A 13,312-nucleotide genomic window follows, 5' to 3' on the forward strand; every position below is an offset into this window, starting at 1 on the left:
TGAGGGACGGTTTGGATAGGGTCGGCGACGATGGACAAGACCCTGATCGTGACCAACGACTTCCCGCCCCGCCCGGGCGGCATCCAGGCGTTCCTGCACAACATGGCGCTGCGCCTCGACCCCGAGCGCGTCGTCGTCTACGCGTCCACCTGGAAGCGGGGCCGCGAGGGCACCGAGGCGACGGCCGCCTTCGACGCCGAGCAGCCCTTCACCGTCGTACGGGACTCCACGACCATGCTGCTGCCGACGCCCGGCGCGACGCGGCGGGCCGTCGGGCTGCTGCGCGAACACGGGTGCACGTCCGTGTGGTTCGGCGCCGCCGCGCCGCTCGGACTGATGGCTCCCGCGCTCAGGAAGGCCGGCGCCCGGCGACTGGTGGCCACCACGCACGGCCACGAGGCCGGCTGGGCCCAGCTGCCCGCCGCCCGGCAACTGCTGGGGCGCATCGGCGAGGCCACCGACACGATCACCTACCTCGGCGAGTACACGCGCTCGCGGATCGCCACCGCGCTGAGCCCCGAGGCCGCCGCGCGGATGGTGCAACTGCCGCCGGGCGTCGACGAGAAGACCTTCCACCCCGGCTCCGGCGGCGACCTGGTGCGCGCCCGCCTCGGACTCACCGACCGCCCGGTGGTGGTGTGCGTCTCGCGGCTCGTGCCGCGCAAGGGCCAGGACACGCTGATCCGGGCCATGCCCCGGATCCTCGCCGCCGAGCCGGAGGCCGTGCTGCTCGTCGTCGGCGGCGGACCCTACGAGAAGGACCTGCGCCGCCTGGCCCACGAGAGGGGGGTCGCCGCCTCCGTACGGTTCACCGGCTCCGTCCCCTGGTCGGACCTGCCCGCCCACTACGGCGCCGGCGACGTCTTCGCCATGCCGTGCCGCACCCGCCGGGGCGGACTCGACGTCGAGGGCCTCGGCATCGTCTACCTGGAGGCCTCCGCGACCGGGCTGCCCGTCGTCGCCGGCGACTCCGGCGGCGCCCCCGACGCCGTGCTGGACGGCGAGACCGGCTGGGTCGTACGGGGCACCTCGCCCGAGGACACGGCCGACCGCGTCACGGCCCTGCTGGCCGATCCCGAACTGCGCCGCCGCATGGGCGAACGGGGCCGCCGCTGGGTCGAGGAGAAGTGGCGCTGGGACCTGCTGGCGGAGCGGCTGAGGGAACTGCTCTAGACACCCCCCGCCGCCCCGTCACGGTCGCCCCTACTTCGCGTAGATCGCCTCGATCTCCGCCGCGTAGTCCTTCGCCACGACGTTGCGCTTGAGCTTCAGCGACGGGGTGAGGTGGCCCGAGTCCTCCGTGAACTGGGCGGACAGGACGCGGAACTTCCGCACCGATTCCGCCTTCGAGACCGCGGCGTTGCCGTCGTCGACCGCCGACTGGATCGCCGACAGCAGGTCGGCGTCCTCGCGCAGCGACGCCGCGGTGGAGCCCGCCGGCTTGCCGTGGTCGGCGGCCCACCGGCCCAGGAACTCCTCGTCGATGGTGACCAGCGCGCCCACGAACGGCCGCCCGTCGCCCACCACCATGCACTCCGCGACCAGAGCGTGCGCCCGGATGCGGTCCTCGATCACGGCCGGGGCGACGTTCTTGCCGCCCGCGGTGACGATGATCTCCTTCTTGCGGCCGGTGATCCTGAGGTAGCCGTCCTCGTCCAGGGTGCCGATGTCGCCGGTGTGGAACCAGCCGTCGGCCAGCGCCTCCGCGGTCGCGCCGGGGTTGTTCCAGTACTCCTTGAACAGGTGCTCGCCGTGCAGCAGCACCTCGCCGTCGTCCGCTATGCGCACGACCGACCCCGGCAGCGGCTGGCCGACCGTGCCGATCTTCTGCCGGTCCCACGGGTTGAACGCGGTCGCCGCGCAGGACTCCGTCAGGCCGTAGCCCTCCAGGACGGTGAAGCCGATGCCGCGGAAGAAGTGGCCGAGGCGCTCGCCCAGCGGGGCGCCGCCGGAGATGGCGTACTCGCCCCTGCCGCCGAGCACCGCGCGCAGCTTGCCGTAGACGAGCTTGTCGAAGACCTTGTGCTTGATCCGCACGCCGATCGACGGGCCCGACGGGGTGTCCAGCGCCTTGCTGTACGCGATCGCGGCGTCCGCCGCCCTGTCGAAGATCGAGCCCTTGCCGTCCGCCTGCGCCTTGGCCCGCGCCGCGTTGTAGACCTTCTCGAACACGCGCGGCACGCCGAGGATCAGCGTCGGCCGGAAGGACGCCAGTTCGTCGGTGAGGTTCTTGATGTCCGGGACCGTGCCCAGCTTGATCGGCGCCATCATCGGGGCGATCTGCACCAGGCGGCCGAAGACGTGCGCGAGCGGGAGGAACAGCAGCACGCTGCACTCGCCGGTGCGGAACAGCGGGCGCAGCCGCTCCACCACGTTGCCGCACTCGGCGAAGAAGCTGCGGTGGGTGAGCACGCAGCCCTTGGGCCGGCCGGTCGTGCCGGAGGTGTAGACGATGGTGGCCGGGTCGTCGGCCTTGGCGAGCGAACTGCGCTCCTCCACGGCCTCGTCGGAGACGCCCGTGCCCAGCCGCCGCAGCTCCTCGACGCCGCCGTCCTCGATCTGCCAGACGTGCTTCAGGGCCGGCAGGGTCTCGCGCACCGACTCGACGGCGGCGTTGTGGTTGTCCAGCTCGACGACGCAGGCCGTCGCGCCCGAGTCGGAGAGGATCCACTGCACCTGCTCGGGCGAGCTGGTCTCGTACACCGGCACGGTGACGGCGCCCGCGCACCAGATCGCGAAGTCGAGCAGTGTCCACTCGTAACGGGTGCGGGACATCAGGCCCACGCGGTCGCCCGGCTGGACGCCGGAGGCGATGAGGCCCTTGGCCGCCGCGTGCACCTCGGCCAGGAAGGCCGTGGCCGTGACGTCCTGCCAGACGCCGTCGACCTTGCGGGCGATGACGGCGACGTCGGGATGCTGCGCGGCGTTTCTCCGGACGATGTCGGTCAGATTGCCGTCCGCGGGGACCTCGTACAAAGCCGGAAGGCTGAACTCGCGCAAGACTGCTGCTCCTCATAGGGCGCCGGCGCCACGACGTTGTGCGATGCGACGGTGCGGTCCAAGGCTCGGGCAAGTGCTCGCGCATCGGTGGTTGAAATGCTGAGCACGACTGGACTGCCCGGACGTTACCCGCCGGTATGGCTTCTTCGACAGGGGGTCCTGGCGAGATGTTCGCTGCGTCACACAGATGGATGTTGCAGTCCGTACGGTAGTCCACCCGAAAACCGACCGGCCAGTAACGGCAGGTTTCACCGGCACTGTTCACGTATGCCGCACGGGCCTACCCTTGATCGACATGGCCTCCACACCGTCCGGGAACCCCGGCACACGTATCCACGTGGTCAGCGACGTGCACGGCAACGCGCGCGATCTGTCCCGGGCCGGCGAGGGCGCGGACGCGCTGGTCTGCCTGGGCGACCTCGTCCTCTTCCTCGACTACGCCGACCACTCCCGCGGCATCTTCCCCGACCTGTTCGGCGTGGAGAACGCCCACCGCATCGTCGAGCTGCGCACGGCCCGCCGCTTCGCCGAGGCCCGTGAGCTGGGCGCCCGGCTGTGGGCCGGGGTCGGCGAGGACCGGGCCGCGGTGATCGAGCGGGCGGTGCGCAGGCAGTACGCCGAGATGTTCGCCGCCTTCCCGACGCCGACGTACGCCACCTACGGCAACGTCGACATGCCGGCACTGTGGCCGGAGTACGCCGGTCCCGGCACCACCGTGCTCGACGGGGAGCGCGTGGAGATCGGCGGCCGGGTCTTCGGCTTCGTGGGCGGCGGCCTGCGCACCCCGATGCGCACCCCCTACGAGATCAGCGACGAGGAGTACGCCGCGAAGATCGAGGCCGTCGGCGAGGTCGACGTCCTGTGCACGCACATCCCGCCCGAGGTGCCGGAACTCGTCTACGACACCGTCGCGCGCCGCTTCGAACGCGGCAGCCGCGCGCTGCTGGAGGCCATCCGCCGCACCCGGCCCCGCTACTCCCTCTTCGGCCACGTCCACCAGCCGCTGGTCCGGCGGATGCGGATCGGGGCGACCGAGTGCGTCAACGTCGGGCACTTCGCGGGGACCGGGAAGCCGTGGGCGCTGCAGTGGTGAACGCCGTCGCGCGGCACGGCACGGGCCGCCGTGCCCCACGGGGTGAAGGCGGCTGGTCGGGCGCGCGGTAGCCTTCACGCTGCACACACGTGCGCACGCTCGCGCACGGGGGATCCCTCCCTACCGGACCGCATCTGGAGGAGCCACCGCGATGGCGGAATACACCAGCTCGAGCATCACGATCGAGGCGGCACCGGCCGACGTCATGGCGGTCATCGCCGACTTCGCCCGCTACCCGGACTGGACCGGCGAGGTCAAGGAGGCGGAGGTCCTGGCGGCCGACGCGGCGGGACGCGCCGAGCGGGTGCGGCTGGTCATGGACGCGGGCGCGATCAAGGACGACCAGACGCTGGCCTACACCTGGACCGGCGAGCACGAGGTCTCCTGGACGCTGGTGAAGTCCCAGATGCTGCGCTCCCTGGACGGCTCGTACATCCTCAGGGCCGCGGGGGCGGGGGCGACCGAGGTCACCTACCAGCTGACGGTCGACGTCAAGATCCCCATGCTGGGCATGATCAAGCGCAAGGCGGAGAAGGTCATCATCGACCGGGCGCTGGCGGGCCTCAAGAAGCGGGTCGAGTCGGGCCGGTAGCCGGTAACCCGACGCCGGTAGCCGGTAGCCGGTAGCCGGTAGCCGGTAGCCGGTCACCCGGCGTCGGTGCGGGCCGCCGCGAGGACTGCCCCCGGCCGCCCCGGCCCCGGCCCCCGTCCTGCCGTCGGCCACCGGGGCACCACCCCGACGTCCGTTACCGTTCACCCTCATGCGCACCATCCTGATCACCGGCCCCGGCGGCAGCGGCCGTACGACCGTCGCCGCGGCCACCGCGCTCGGGGCGGCCCGCGCGGGCGTGAGGACCCTCGTGCTCAGCGCCGACCGCACCGACACCCTGGGCGCGGCCCTCGGCACGGCGACGGGCGCGGTACCGGTGCAGGCGGGCCCGGACCTCACCGCCTGGCGCCCCGACGCCACCGCGGGCTTCCGGGACGACCTCACCTCCTTCCAGGACCGCGCATCCACCGTCCTGGACCTGCTCGGCGCCTCCCGGCTCGACCCGGAGGAGGTCACCCCGCTGCCCGGCGCGGAGGAACTGACCCTGCTGCGCGCCCTGCGCGACGCCGCCCTCGCCGGGACCCACGACCTCCTCGTCGTCGACCTGCCGCCCGCCCCGCAGGCCCTCGCCCTGCTCGCCCTCCCGGAGGAACTGCGGCGCTACCTGCGCCGGCTGCTCCCCCCGGAGCGGCAGGCCGCCCGCGCCCTGCGCCCCGTCCTCGGCCGCCTGGCCGGCGTCCCCATGCCCGCCGAGTGGCTGTACGAGACGGCCGCCCGCTGGGACGTGGAACTGGCCGCGGTGCAGGCCGTCCTCGCCGACCGGGGGACCTCCGTGCGGCTGGTGGCCGAGCCGGGGCCGGCCGGCGCCGACGCCGTCCGCGACGCCCGCCTCGGCCTGGCCCTGCGCGGCCTGCCCGTCGAGGCGCTCCTCGCCAACCGCGTCCTGCCCGGGGACGCCGGCGACGGCGCGTTCGCCGGGCTCCACGCCCAGCAGCAGAAGACCCTGGGGGAGTGGACCGGCGCGCGGACCGTCGGGCACCTCGGCCGCGACCCCCGCGGGGACGACGACCTGACCGCCCTGGCCGTGCCCGGCGTCAACCCGGCGGCCTCCCCGGTCGAGTGGCCGGTGGAGGACCGGATCGGCGCGGACGGCGTCCTGGTGTGGCACCTCCCGCTGCCCGGCGCCGTACGCGACGGGCTGGACCTGGTCCGCCGCGGCGACGAACTCGTCGTCACCGCCGGTCCGTTCCGCCGGATCGTCCCGCTGCCCTCCGCCCTGCGCCGCTGCACCGTGGTGGGCGCCGCCCTGCGCGACGGCGAACTGCGCGTGCGGTTCGCGCCGGATCCCGCGCTCTGGCCGCGGACCCGGTGAGGGCGTTCCGCCGTTCGGGTAACGTCGGAGGGACGAAACGTAGTCAGGAGCCCGTCATGAGCGAAGAGCTTCCCCCGTCGGACCCCGGTGAGCGCCAGACCACCGACGAGGTACCTCGCGCCACCGACGCCGACGCCTGGGCGACCGCCTGCGCCGAGGACATGGCGGCGGAGAAGGCCCGCCGCCGGGCGGAGCAGGGCGTGCCCCAGGGATCGGCCGCCGAGGAACTGCGCAGGCTTCTCGACACGGTCGCCGACAAGCTCTCCGGCCTCCAGTCCCCCCTGCTCGGCGCGGTCGCCGGGCCCGCCGCCCAGCAGGTGGTCCGCCAGGTCGTCCAGCAGGCCAGGGCGGCCGTCGAACCCGTCATCGAGCGCAACCCGGACGTCTTCGACCACCTGGCCGCCGCGGGCGGCGAACTGCTCGCCGCCTACCGCTCCGCCGTCCAGCAGCAGGAGCGGCGCTGGACGGCCCGCACCGCCGATCCGCGCGAGGACCCGGCCCACCCCCGCGACGACGACGGGGGCACCGGCCCCGGCCAGCGCATCGATCTCGACTGACGGTCCTTCCCGGCACCCGGGCGGCGCTCGCGCGGTAGCGGCGCCGCCCCCTCGGGTACGGTTGGCCGTAGCGGGGCTCGACCGAAACTGAGGGATTCATGGGACTCACCATCGGCGTCGACATCGGCGGCACGAAGATCGCGGCCGGCGTGGTCGACGAGGAAGGCAACATCCTCTCGACCTTCAAGGTGCCGACCCCGGGTACGCCCGAGGGCATCGTGGACGCCATCGCCTCCGCGGTGGAGGGCGCGCGCGCCGGGCACGAGATCGTCGGCGTGGGCATCGGCGCCGCCGGTTACGTCAACCGCCAGCGCTCCACGGTCTACTTCGCGCCCAACATCGACTGGCGCAACGAGCCGCTCAAGGAGAAGGTCGAGACCCGCGTCGGCCTGCCGGTCGTCGTGGAGAACGACGCCAACGCCGCGGCCTGGGGCGAGTACAAGTTCGGCGCGGGCAAGGGCCACCGCAACGTCATCTGCATCACGCTCGGCACCGGCCTCGGCGGCGGCATCATCATCGGCAACAAGCTGCGCCGCGGCCACTTCGGCGTGGCCGCCGAGTTCGGCCACATCCGCATGGTCCCGGACGGGCTGCTGTGCGGCTGCGGCTCGCAGGGCTGCTGGGAGCAGTACGCCTCCGGCCGCGCCCTCGTGCGGTACGCCAAGCAGCGCGCCAACGCCACCCCGGAGCGCGCCGAGGTACTGCTCGCGCTCGGCGACGGCACCCCCGACGGCATCGAGGGCAAGCACATCTCCATGGCCGCCCGCCAGGGCGACCCGGTCGCCGTGGACTCCTACCGCGAGCTGGCCCGCTGGGCCGGCGCCGGCCTCGCCGACCTGGCCTCCCTGTTCGACCCGTCCGCCTTCATCGTCGGCGGCGGCCTCTCGGACGAGGGCGACCTGGTCCTCGACCCGATCCGCAAGTCCTACAAGCGGTGGCTGGTCGGCGGCAACTGGCGCCCGGTGGCGGACGTGATCGCGGCCCGGCTGGGCAACAAGGCGGGGCTGGTGGGCGCGGCCGACCTGGCCCGCGAGCCCGACCCGATCATGTGAGGGCGGCTGCCTGACGCGCGGCTGTTCCCCGCACCCCTTCGGGGGCGCGGGGAACCACGCCCGCGGCCGCCCGGGATCCTCACCCCCGCCGGGCGGTCAGCCCGTATCGTGACGGCATGGTGACGCCCCCGCCGCTCCCGGAACCCCGTACCGAACCCGACGGCTCCGCCGTGATCCGCGTCCTCGGCTACAACATCCGCTCGATGCGCGACGACACCGCCGCCCTCGCCCGAGTGATCACCGCCTGCGCCCCCGACCTGGTCCTGGTCCAGGAGGCCCCGCGGTTCTTCCGCTGGCGCAAGAAGCTGGCCCGGCTCGCGGCCGCCTCCGGGCAGGTCGTCCTCACCGGCGGCGGCACGGCCGCGGGCCCCGCCGTCCTGTGCTCGCTGCGGGCGACCGTCGAACGCACCGAGGACGTGCTCCTGCCTCTCACCCCCGGACACCACCGACGGGGCTTCGCCACCGCCGTGGTCCGGTTCGCGGGCGCCCGCCTCGGTGTCCTCAGCTGTCACCTCGGCCTGGACGGGGCCGAGCGGTACGAGCAGGCCGGGATGCTCCTCGACCGGCTCGCCGGACTGGGCGTGGAGCACGCCGTCGCGGGCGGCGACCTCAACGAGCGCCCCGGCGGACGCGCCTTCACCCGCCTGACCGCCGCACTCCAGGACTGCCGTACGACGGCACCCTGGGGCGGCGAGAACACCTTCCCGCCCGCCCGTCCGGACCGCCGCATCGACGCCCTCCTCGCGACGAAGGGCGTGGAGGTGCTGGGCTGCGGGGTCCCCCTCGGCCTCCCGGGCGTCACGGACACGGACCTGAGGACGGCCACGGACCACCTGCCGGTCCTGGCCGCCCTGCGGGTGCCCGCCGGCTGAACCGACCGCCGGACGGCGGGCCGGGGCCGCGCGGTGCGCGCGTCAGGTGAGCCCGCTGAGTCCGTGCCGCGGACGGCCACGGCCACCGGACGGCCAGGGCTCACCGGCCGGTCCCGGCGCCCTCGCAGCGTCCGGCGCGGAGCGACGGCGCGCGGGTGCGCGGTCCTCAGACGACCGCGCCCCGCCCCGGATCCTCGTCGTCCTCGTCGTCCGGGCGCATGCGCATCACCAGCGTGGCGAAGCCGCCGAGGAAGCCGCCGATGCAGATCGTCGTCAGCCACCAGGTCATCTCCCAGCCGAGCAGGATCGCCAGCAGCAGCAGGACCGGACCGCCGATCACCCCGAGCCAGGCGAACTTGGCCGTCGCGTCGGCCTCGGGCAGCGGCGGCGGCTCGGGCGGCACGAAGTGCCCCTCGTCGTCCCCGTCGGGGTCCGTCGCGGCGGGCTCGGCCGGCGAGTAGTCGCGCGGTCCGACACCGGGGGCGAAGGAGACCGAACTGCCCAGCGGCCCGGCCGGCTTCTTCTCCTCGGCGGGCTCCTCCACGGGGCCCGCGCCCGAGGGCGCGCCGCTCACCGGACCCTCGTCGTTGGTCTCCGCCTCCAGGAGCGCCAGGTCCTCGACCGACTTGAACGGCTTGGCGCCCGGCGGGTCCACCGGCTCGTCGCCGTACCCCGCGACGATCGCCGCCCACGCGGCCTCCTCGTCGAAGGGCACGCTCTGCTCCGGCTCGTGGTCGCGGCCGTCCTCGCGGTCCTCACGGTCCTCGCGGTCGGAGTCGTGCTCAGCCACCTGCTGTCGTCCCTTCCTTGCCGACACGGGGTGCGAGCCGGCCGATGAACGTGAGAGTCTCCTCGAAGATCCGGTCCGCGTCGTGGTCCAACGTCGCCACGTGACAGCTCTGTTCCAGCAGGACCTCGGTCACGTCCGTCGACGACACCCGGCTCAGGATCCGGGCGGAGTCGGCGGCCGGCACCACATGGTCCCGCACACTGCGCAGGAGCAGCAGCGGCTGGGTGACCTGCGGCAGTTCGCCGTCGACCAGCCGGAGGAAGGTCCGCAGCGAGTGCGCCGCGTGCAGCGGCACCCGGTCGTACCCGACCTCCAGCGCCCCCTCCTTCGCGATGTCGCTGACGATCCCCCTCGTCGTGCGCACGAGGTGACGCGCCACCGGAAGCGCGCGGGCGGACAGACCGTGCACCCGGTTCGCCGGGTTGACCACCACGACGCCCTCGACCGCGTCGCCGTGCCGGGCGGCGAGCCGCAGCGCCAGGGCGCCGCCCATCGAGAGCCCGGCCACGAACACCCGCGCGCACCGCTCCCGCAGGACGCGCAGCTCCCGGTCCACCTCCGCGTACCAGTCGGGCCAGCCGGTGAGCGCCATGTCCTCCCAGCGCGTGCCGTGGCCCGGCAACAGGGGCAACGAGACGGTCAGGCCGTGCCCGGCCAGATGCCGCGCCCAGGGACGCAGCGACTGCGGGGAACCGGTGAAGCCGTGACAGAGGAGGATCCCTACCTCCCCGCCCTCGTGGCGGTACGGCTCGGCTCCAGGAAGGACCGGCACCTTCGGTCTCCTGTCTTCGTCGTTCTCGATGGGGGCTTCTCGCTGGAGTTTCTCGGTGGGGTCTTCGGTGGCGCTTCTCGACGGGGCTTCCGCGACGGGACTTCCGCAATGGACGGACGTGAGGTTCACCGTACGCGACCGCACCGACACCGACCAGGGTCGTCGAAGCCTCAAGCCACCACTCCGGGTTAAGGTCTGAGCGACACTTACAGGAGGCACTCGGTTGTTGTACGGCGCGATGAAGGTTTCCGTCGGGGGGCCGCTGAAGATGATCTTCAGGCCCTGGGTGGAGGGCCTGGAGAACGTGCCCGCCGAGGGCCCCGCGATCCTGGCGAGCAACCACCTCTCCTTCTCGGACTCGTTCTTCCTCCCCGCGGTCCTCGACCGCAAGGTCACGTTCATCGCGAAAGCCGAGTACTTCACCACGCCCGGCGTGAAGGGCCGGCTGACGGCGGCCTTCTTCAAGGGTGTCGGACAGCTCCCCGTGGACCGTTCCGGCGCCCGCGGCGCGGGCGAGGCGGCGATCAGGAGCGGGATAGGCGTGCTGGAGCGCGGTGAGCTGTTCGGGATCTACCCGGAGGGCACCCGCTCGCCCGACGGCCGGCTCTACCGCGGCAAGCCGGGCGGCCTCGCGCGCGTGGCGCTCGCCACCGGCGCCCCGGTGATCCCGGTCGCGATGATCGACACGGAGAAGATCCAGCCGCCCGGCCAGGTGATGCCGAAGATCATGCGGCCCGGCATCCGCATCGGCAGGCCGCTGGACTTCAGCCGCTACCACGGCATGGAACACGACCGTTTCGTGCTCCGGGCGGTGACCGACGAGGTCATGTACGAGATCATGAAGCTCTCCGGCCAGGAGTACGTCGACGTCTACGCGACGGCCGCCAAGCGGCAGATCGCGGAGGCGGCGAAGGCCGACAGGGAAGCGGAGAAGGCCGCGAAGGCCGCCCTCGCACAGGCCGAGAGGGAACAGGCGAAGAAGGAGAAGTCCGGGCGGAGCGAGCCCTAGGGCCCGTCCTTCGGATCAGGCCGGGCTCAGGGGGTGGGGGAAGTGCCCAAGCGCGAGAGAGTCATGAGGATGTCGGTCGAGCTGCCGCTGTGGCGTGCGCTCACCGCCTACCGGGTGCTGACCATGCTGTACGCGGTCGGCCTCTTCGTCGCCGACCACGACGGCTACGACCGGCCCGGCATCGCCGTCGCCTACTTCGCCGTCCTGTGCGGCTGGACGCTCGCCACCCTGCCCCACGTGCAGAACGCGACGGCGTGCACCAAGCGCTTCCTCACCGCCGACCTCCTCGTCGCGCTCACCGGCATCCTCCTCACCCCGCTGGTCGTCAGCGACCAGCACATCCAGGACAGCGGTCCCACCCTGCCCTCGATATGGACGGCCGGCTCGGTCCTGGCGTTCGCCATCAAGGGCGGCTGGCGCTGGGCGGCGTTCGCCTCCACCCCGGTGGCCGCCGCCAACCTGATCGAGCGCGGTCACCCGGCCCGCGACACCGTCCACAACGTGATCCTCGTCTGGGTCGCCTCCATCGCCATCGGGTACGTCGTCGAGGTCGCCCGCGCCTCCGAGCGCACCCTCGCCCGTGCCCTGGAGATCGAGGCCGCGACCCGCGAGCGGGAGCGGCTCGCCCGCGACATCCACGACAGCGTGCTCCAGGTGCTCGCCATGGTGCAGCGGCGCGGCGCGGTCATCGGCGGCGAGGCGGCCGAGCTGGGCCGGATGGCCGGCGAGCAGGAGGTCGCCCTGCGCACCCTGGTCTCCGGCGGCCTCGTCCCGGTCTCCCGGGTGTCGCGGGACGCCGCCGAGGGAGCCGTCGTCGTCGCGGTGGACGAGAGTGACGACGACGAGGCCGGTCCGGTCGACCTGCGCGCGCTGCTCGCCCCCTTCGCCGCTGCCCGGGTCAGCCTCGCCGAACCCGGCGCCCCGGTCCTGCTGGCCCCGGCCGCCGCCCGGGAGCTGGCCGCGGCGGTCGGGGCCGCGCTGGACAACGTGCGCCGGCACGCGGGGGAGCAGGCACGGGCCTGGATCCTGGTCGAGGACGAGCCCGACGCGGTGATCGTGACCGTACGGGACGACGGACCGGGCATCGCGGAGGGCCGGCTGGCGCAGGCCGAGGGCGAGGGGCGGCTCGGGGTCGCCCAGTCCATCCGGGGCCGGCTGCGCGACCTCGGCGGCGGGGCCGAGCTGGTGTCGACGCCGGGACAGGGCACCGAGGTCGAACTGACGGTACCGAAACAGCACGTCAAGCGGGGGAAGGCAGGCACACGATGAGCAGCGGACAGGACCCGATCAAGGTGATGGTGGTCGACGACCACCCCATGTGGCGCGAGGCCGTCGCCCGCGACCTCGCCGAGTCCGGCTTCGACGTGGTCGCCACCGCCGGCGACGGCGAGCAGGCCGTGCGCCGCGCCAGGGCCACCTCGCCCGAAGTCCTCGTCCTGGACCTCAACCTGCCAGCCAAGCCGGGCGTCCAGGTCTGCAAGGAGGTCGTCGCCGCCGACCCGGCACTGCGCGTCCTGGTGCTGTCCGCGAGCGGCGAGCACGCCGACGTACTGGAGGCGGTGAAGTCCGGCGCGACCGGCTACCTGCTGAAGTCGGCGTCCACGGAGGAACTGCTGGACGCGGTGCGCCGCACCGCCGTCGGCGACCCGGTGTTCACACCGGGCCTGGCCGGACTGGTGCTCGGCGAGTACCGGCGGCTGGCCTCCGGCCCCGGCCCGGCGTCCGGCACCGACGAACCGGACGCGCCCCGGCTCACCGACCGCGAGACCGAGGTGCTGCGCCTGGTCGCCAAGGGCCTGAGCTACAAGCAGATCGCCGAACGCCTCGTCATCTCGCACCGCACGGTCCAGAACCACGTGCAGAACACCCTCGGCAAGCTCCAGCTGCACAACCGCGTGGAGTTGGTGCGGTACGCGATAGAGCGCGGCCTCGACGACGAGTGACCCCGCCGCCGAGCCGCCGGGGAGCACCCCGCCGGCGCCGGTCGCGGCACCGCCGGGTCCCCGCAGGCGCCGACCCCGGGGCCGCCGTCGACGGGAGCGTGTGCCGGGCAGCCCCGGCTGCACCGGCCCAGGGTCTTTCGTCTGGATCGGGCCGGAGCAGGGAGCGGGGTCCGGTGCCGGGGGCACCTCCCACGCCTTTCGGGCAGGGGGAGCCTCGCGAGGCGGAGGAGGGAGTCGGGGCGGGGCCCTGGCGACCGACGACAACGCGGCGGGGGGGGGTACCTCCCGCTCGGGCGGAGCCG

Annotated in this window: 13 protein-coding genes; 10 read left to right on the forward strand and 3 right to left on the reverse strand. The window is 73.6% G+C overall.

The features are described from left to right. Positions 1 to 30 precede the first annotated feature (30 nt). On the forward strand, positions 31 to 1,173 hold the full coding sequence (locus tag ACGFQC_RS04235; RefSeq protein WP_363087181.1) for a glycosyltransferase family 4 protein: 1,143 nt from the start codon (positions 31 to 33) through the stop codon (positions 1,171 to 1,173). Between the two features lie 30 nt (positions 1,174 to 1,203). Here the strand turns inward: ACGFQC_RS04235 and ACGFQC_RS04240 are convergent, their stop codons facing one another. Continuing rightward, positions 1,204 to 3,000, reverse strand: coding sequence for an AMP-dependent synthetase/ligase (locus ACGFQC_RS04240; protein ID WP_363087182.1), 1,797 nt, complete (start codon positions 2,998 to 3,000; stop codon positions 1,204 to 1,206). A gap of 337 nt (positions 3,001 to 3,337) precedes the next feature. On the opposite strand from ACGFQC_RS04240, the gene ACGFQC_RS04245 reads away from it, so the two are divergent. From ACGFQC_RS04245 to ACGFQC_RS04270, 6 genes are all read left to right on the forward strand, one after another. Then, positions 3,338 to 4,093 carry a metallophosphoesterase gene (locus ACGFQC_RS04245; RefSeq protein ID WP_363087370.1) on the forward strand — a complete coding sequence of 252 codons (756 nt, stop codon included), beginning with the start codon at positions 3,338 to 3,340 and terminating at the stop codon, positions 4,091 to 4,093. A 151-nt stretch (positions 4,094 to 4,244) separates the two neighbouring features. Further along, positions 4,245 to 4,685, forward strand: a complete 441-nt coding sequence (locus ACGFQC_RS04250; RefSeq protein ID WP_363087183.1) for an SRPBCC family protein — start codon at positions 4,245 to 4,247, stop codon at positions 4,683 to 4,685. Between the two features lie 169 nt (positions 4,686 to 4,854). Further along, positions 4,855 to 6,015 carry an ArsA-related P-loop ATPase gene (locus ACGFQC_RS04255; protein ID WP_363087184.1) on the forward strand — a complete coding sequence of 387 codons (1,161 nt, stop codon included), beginning with the start codon at positions 4,855 to 4,857 and terminating at the stop codon, positions 6,013 to 6,015. 56 nt (positions 6,016 to 6,071) lie between these two features. After that, on the forward strand, positions 6,072 to 6,572 hold the full coding sequence (locus tag ACGFQC_RS04260) for a DUF5304 domain-containing protein (RefSeq protein WP_363087185.1): 501 nt from the start codon (positions 6,072 to 6,074) through the stop codon (positions 6,570 to 6,572). A 98-nt stretch (positions 6,573 to 6,670) separates the two neighbouring features. Then, complete coding sequence (locus ACGFQC_RS04265; protein ID WP_363087186.1) at positions 6,671 to 7,624, forward strand: ROK family glucokinase; 954 nt, start codon at positions 6,671 to 6,673, stop codon at positions 7,622 to 7,624. 116 nt (positions 7,625 to 7,740) lie between these two features. Continuing rightward, positions 7,741 to 8,496: an endonuclease/exonuclease/phosphatase family protein gene (locus ACGFQC_RS04270; protein WP_363087187.1), complete on the forward strand. Its 756-nt coding sequence runs from the start codon at positions 7,741 to 7,743 to the stop codon at positions 8,494 to 8,496. Positions 8,497 to 8,662: 166 nt separating this feature from the next. On the opposite strand, the gene ACGFQC_RS04275 is transcribed toward ACGFQC_RS04270, so the two are convergent. Together ACGFQC_RS04275 and ACGFQC_RS04280 are read right to left on the reverse strand one after the other, a co-directional pair. Further along, complete coding sequence (locus tag ACGFQC_RS04275; protein ID WP_363087188.1) at positions 8,663 to 9,286, reverse strand: hypothetical protein; 624 nt, start codon at positions 9,284 to 9,286, stop codon at positions 8,663 to 8,665. Next, complete coding sequence (locus ACGFQC_RS04280) at positions 9,279 to 10,058, reverse strand: alpha/beta fold hydrolase (RefSeq protein WP_363087189.1); 780 nt, start codon at positions 10,056 to 10,058, stop codon at positions 9,279 to 9,281. Before ACGFQC_RS04280 ends, ACGFQC_RS04275 begins: the two co-directional genes overlap by 8 nt. 238 nt (positions 10,059 to 10,296) lie before the next feature. Here ACGFQC_RS04280 and ACGFQC_RS04285 point away from each other — a divergent pair, with 238 nt between their 5' ends. Genes ACGFQC_RS04285 through ACGFQC_RS04295 form a run of 3 tightly spaced genes read left to right on the forward strand, consistent with a single transcriptional unit; the run spans position 10,297 to position 13,010 of the window. Next, positions 10,297 to 11,067 carry a lysophospholipid acyltransferase family protein gene (locus ACGFQC_RS04285; RefSeq protein ID WP_363087190.1) on the forward strand — a complete coding sequence of 257 codons (771 nt, stop codon included), beginning with the start codon at positions 10,297 to 10,299 and terminating at the stop codon, positions 11,065 to 11,067. A 42-nt stretch (positions 11,068 to 11,109) separates the two neighbouring features. Then, positions 11,110 to 12,336, forward strand: coding sequence for a MacS family sensor histidine kinase (macS, locus tag ACGFQC_RS04290; protein ID WP_363087191.1), 1,227 nt, complete (start codon positions 11,110 to 11,112; stop codon positions 12,334 to 12,336). Further along, positions 12,333 to 13,010: a response regulator transcription factor gene (locus ACGFQC_RS04295; protein WP_363087192.1), complete on the forward strand. Its 678-nt coding sequence runs from the start codon at positions 12,333 to 12,335 to the stop codon at positions 13,008 to 13,010. Before macS ends, ACGFQC_RS04295 begins: the two co-directional genes overlap by 4 nt. Positions 13,011 to 13,312 lie beyond the last annotated feature (302 nt).

Source organism: Streptomyces sp. NPDC048734 (assembly GCF_043198675.1).
Lineage (GTDB): Bacteria > Actinomycetota > Actinomycetes > Streptomycetales > Streptomycetaceae > Streptomyces.

Coding starts and splice junctions, on each gene's coding strand:
- ACGFQC_RS04235 (WP_363087181.1), top strand. CDS start 31: ATGGACAAGACCCTGATCGTGACCAACGACTTCCCGCCCCGCCCGGGC.
- ACGFQC_RS04250 (WP_363087183.1), top strand. CDS start 4,245: ATGGCGGAATACACCAGCTCGAGCATCACGATCGAGGCGGCACCGGCC.
- ACGFQC_RS04255 (WP_363087184.1), top strand. CDS start 4,855: ATGCGCACCATCCTGATCACCGGCCCCGGCGGCAGCGGCCGTACGACC.
- ACGFQC_RS04260 (WP_363087185.1), top strand. CDS start 6,072: ATGAGCGAAGAGCTTCCCCCGTCGGACCCCGGTGAGCGCCAGACCACC.
- ACGFQC_RS04265 (WP_363087186.1), top strand. CDS start 6,671: ATGGGACTCACCATCGGCGTCGACATCGGCGGCACGAAGATCGCGGCC.
- ACGFQC_RS04270 (WP_363087187.1), top strand. CDS start 7,741: ATGGTGACGCCCCCGCCGCTCCCGGAACCCCGTACCGAACCCGACGGC.
- ACGFQC_RS04285 (WP_363087190.1), top strand. CDS start 10,297: ATGAAGGTTTCCGTCGGGGGGCCGCTGAAGATGATCTTCAGGCCCTGG.
- ACGFQC_RS04295 (WP_363087192.1), top strand. CDS start 12,333: ATGAGCAGCGGACAGGACCCGATCAAGGTGATGGTGGTCGACGACCAC.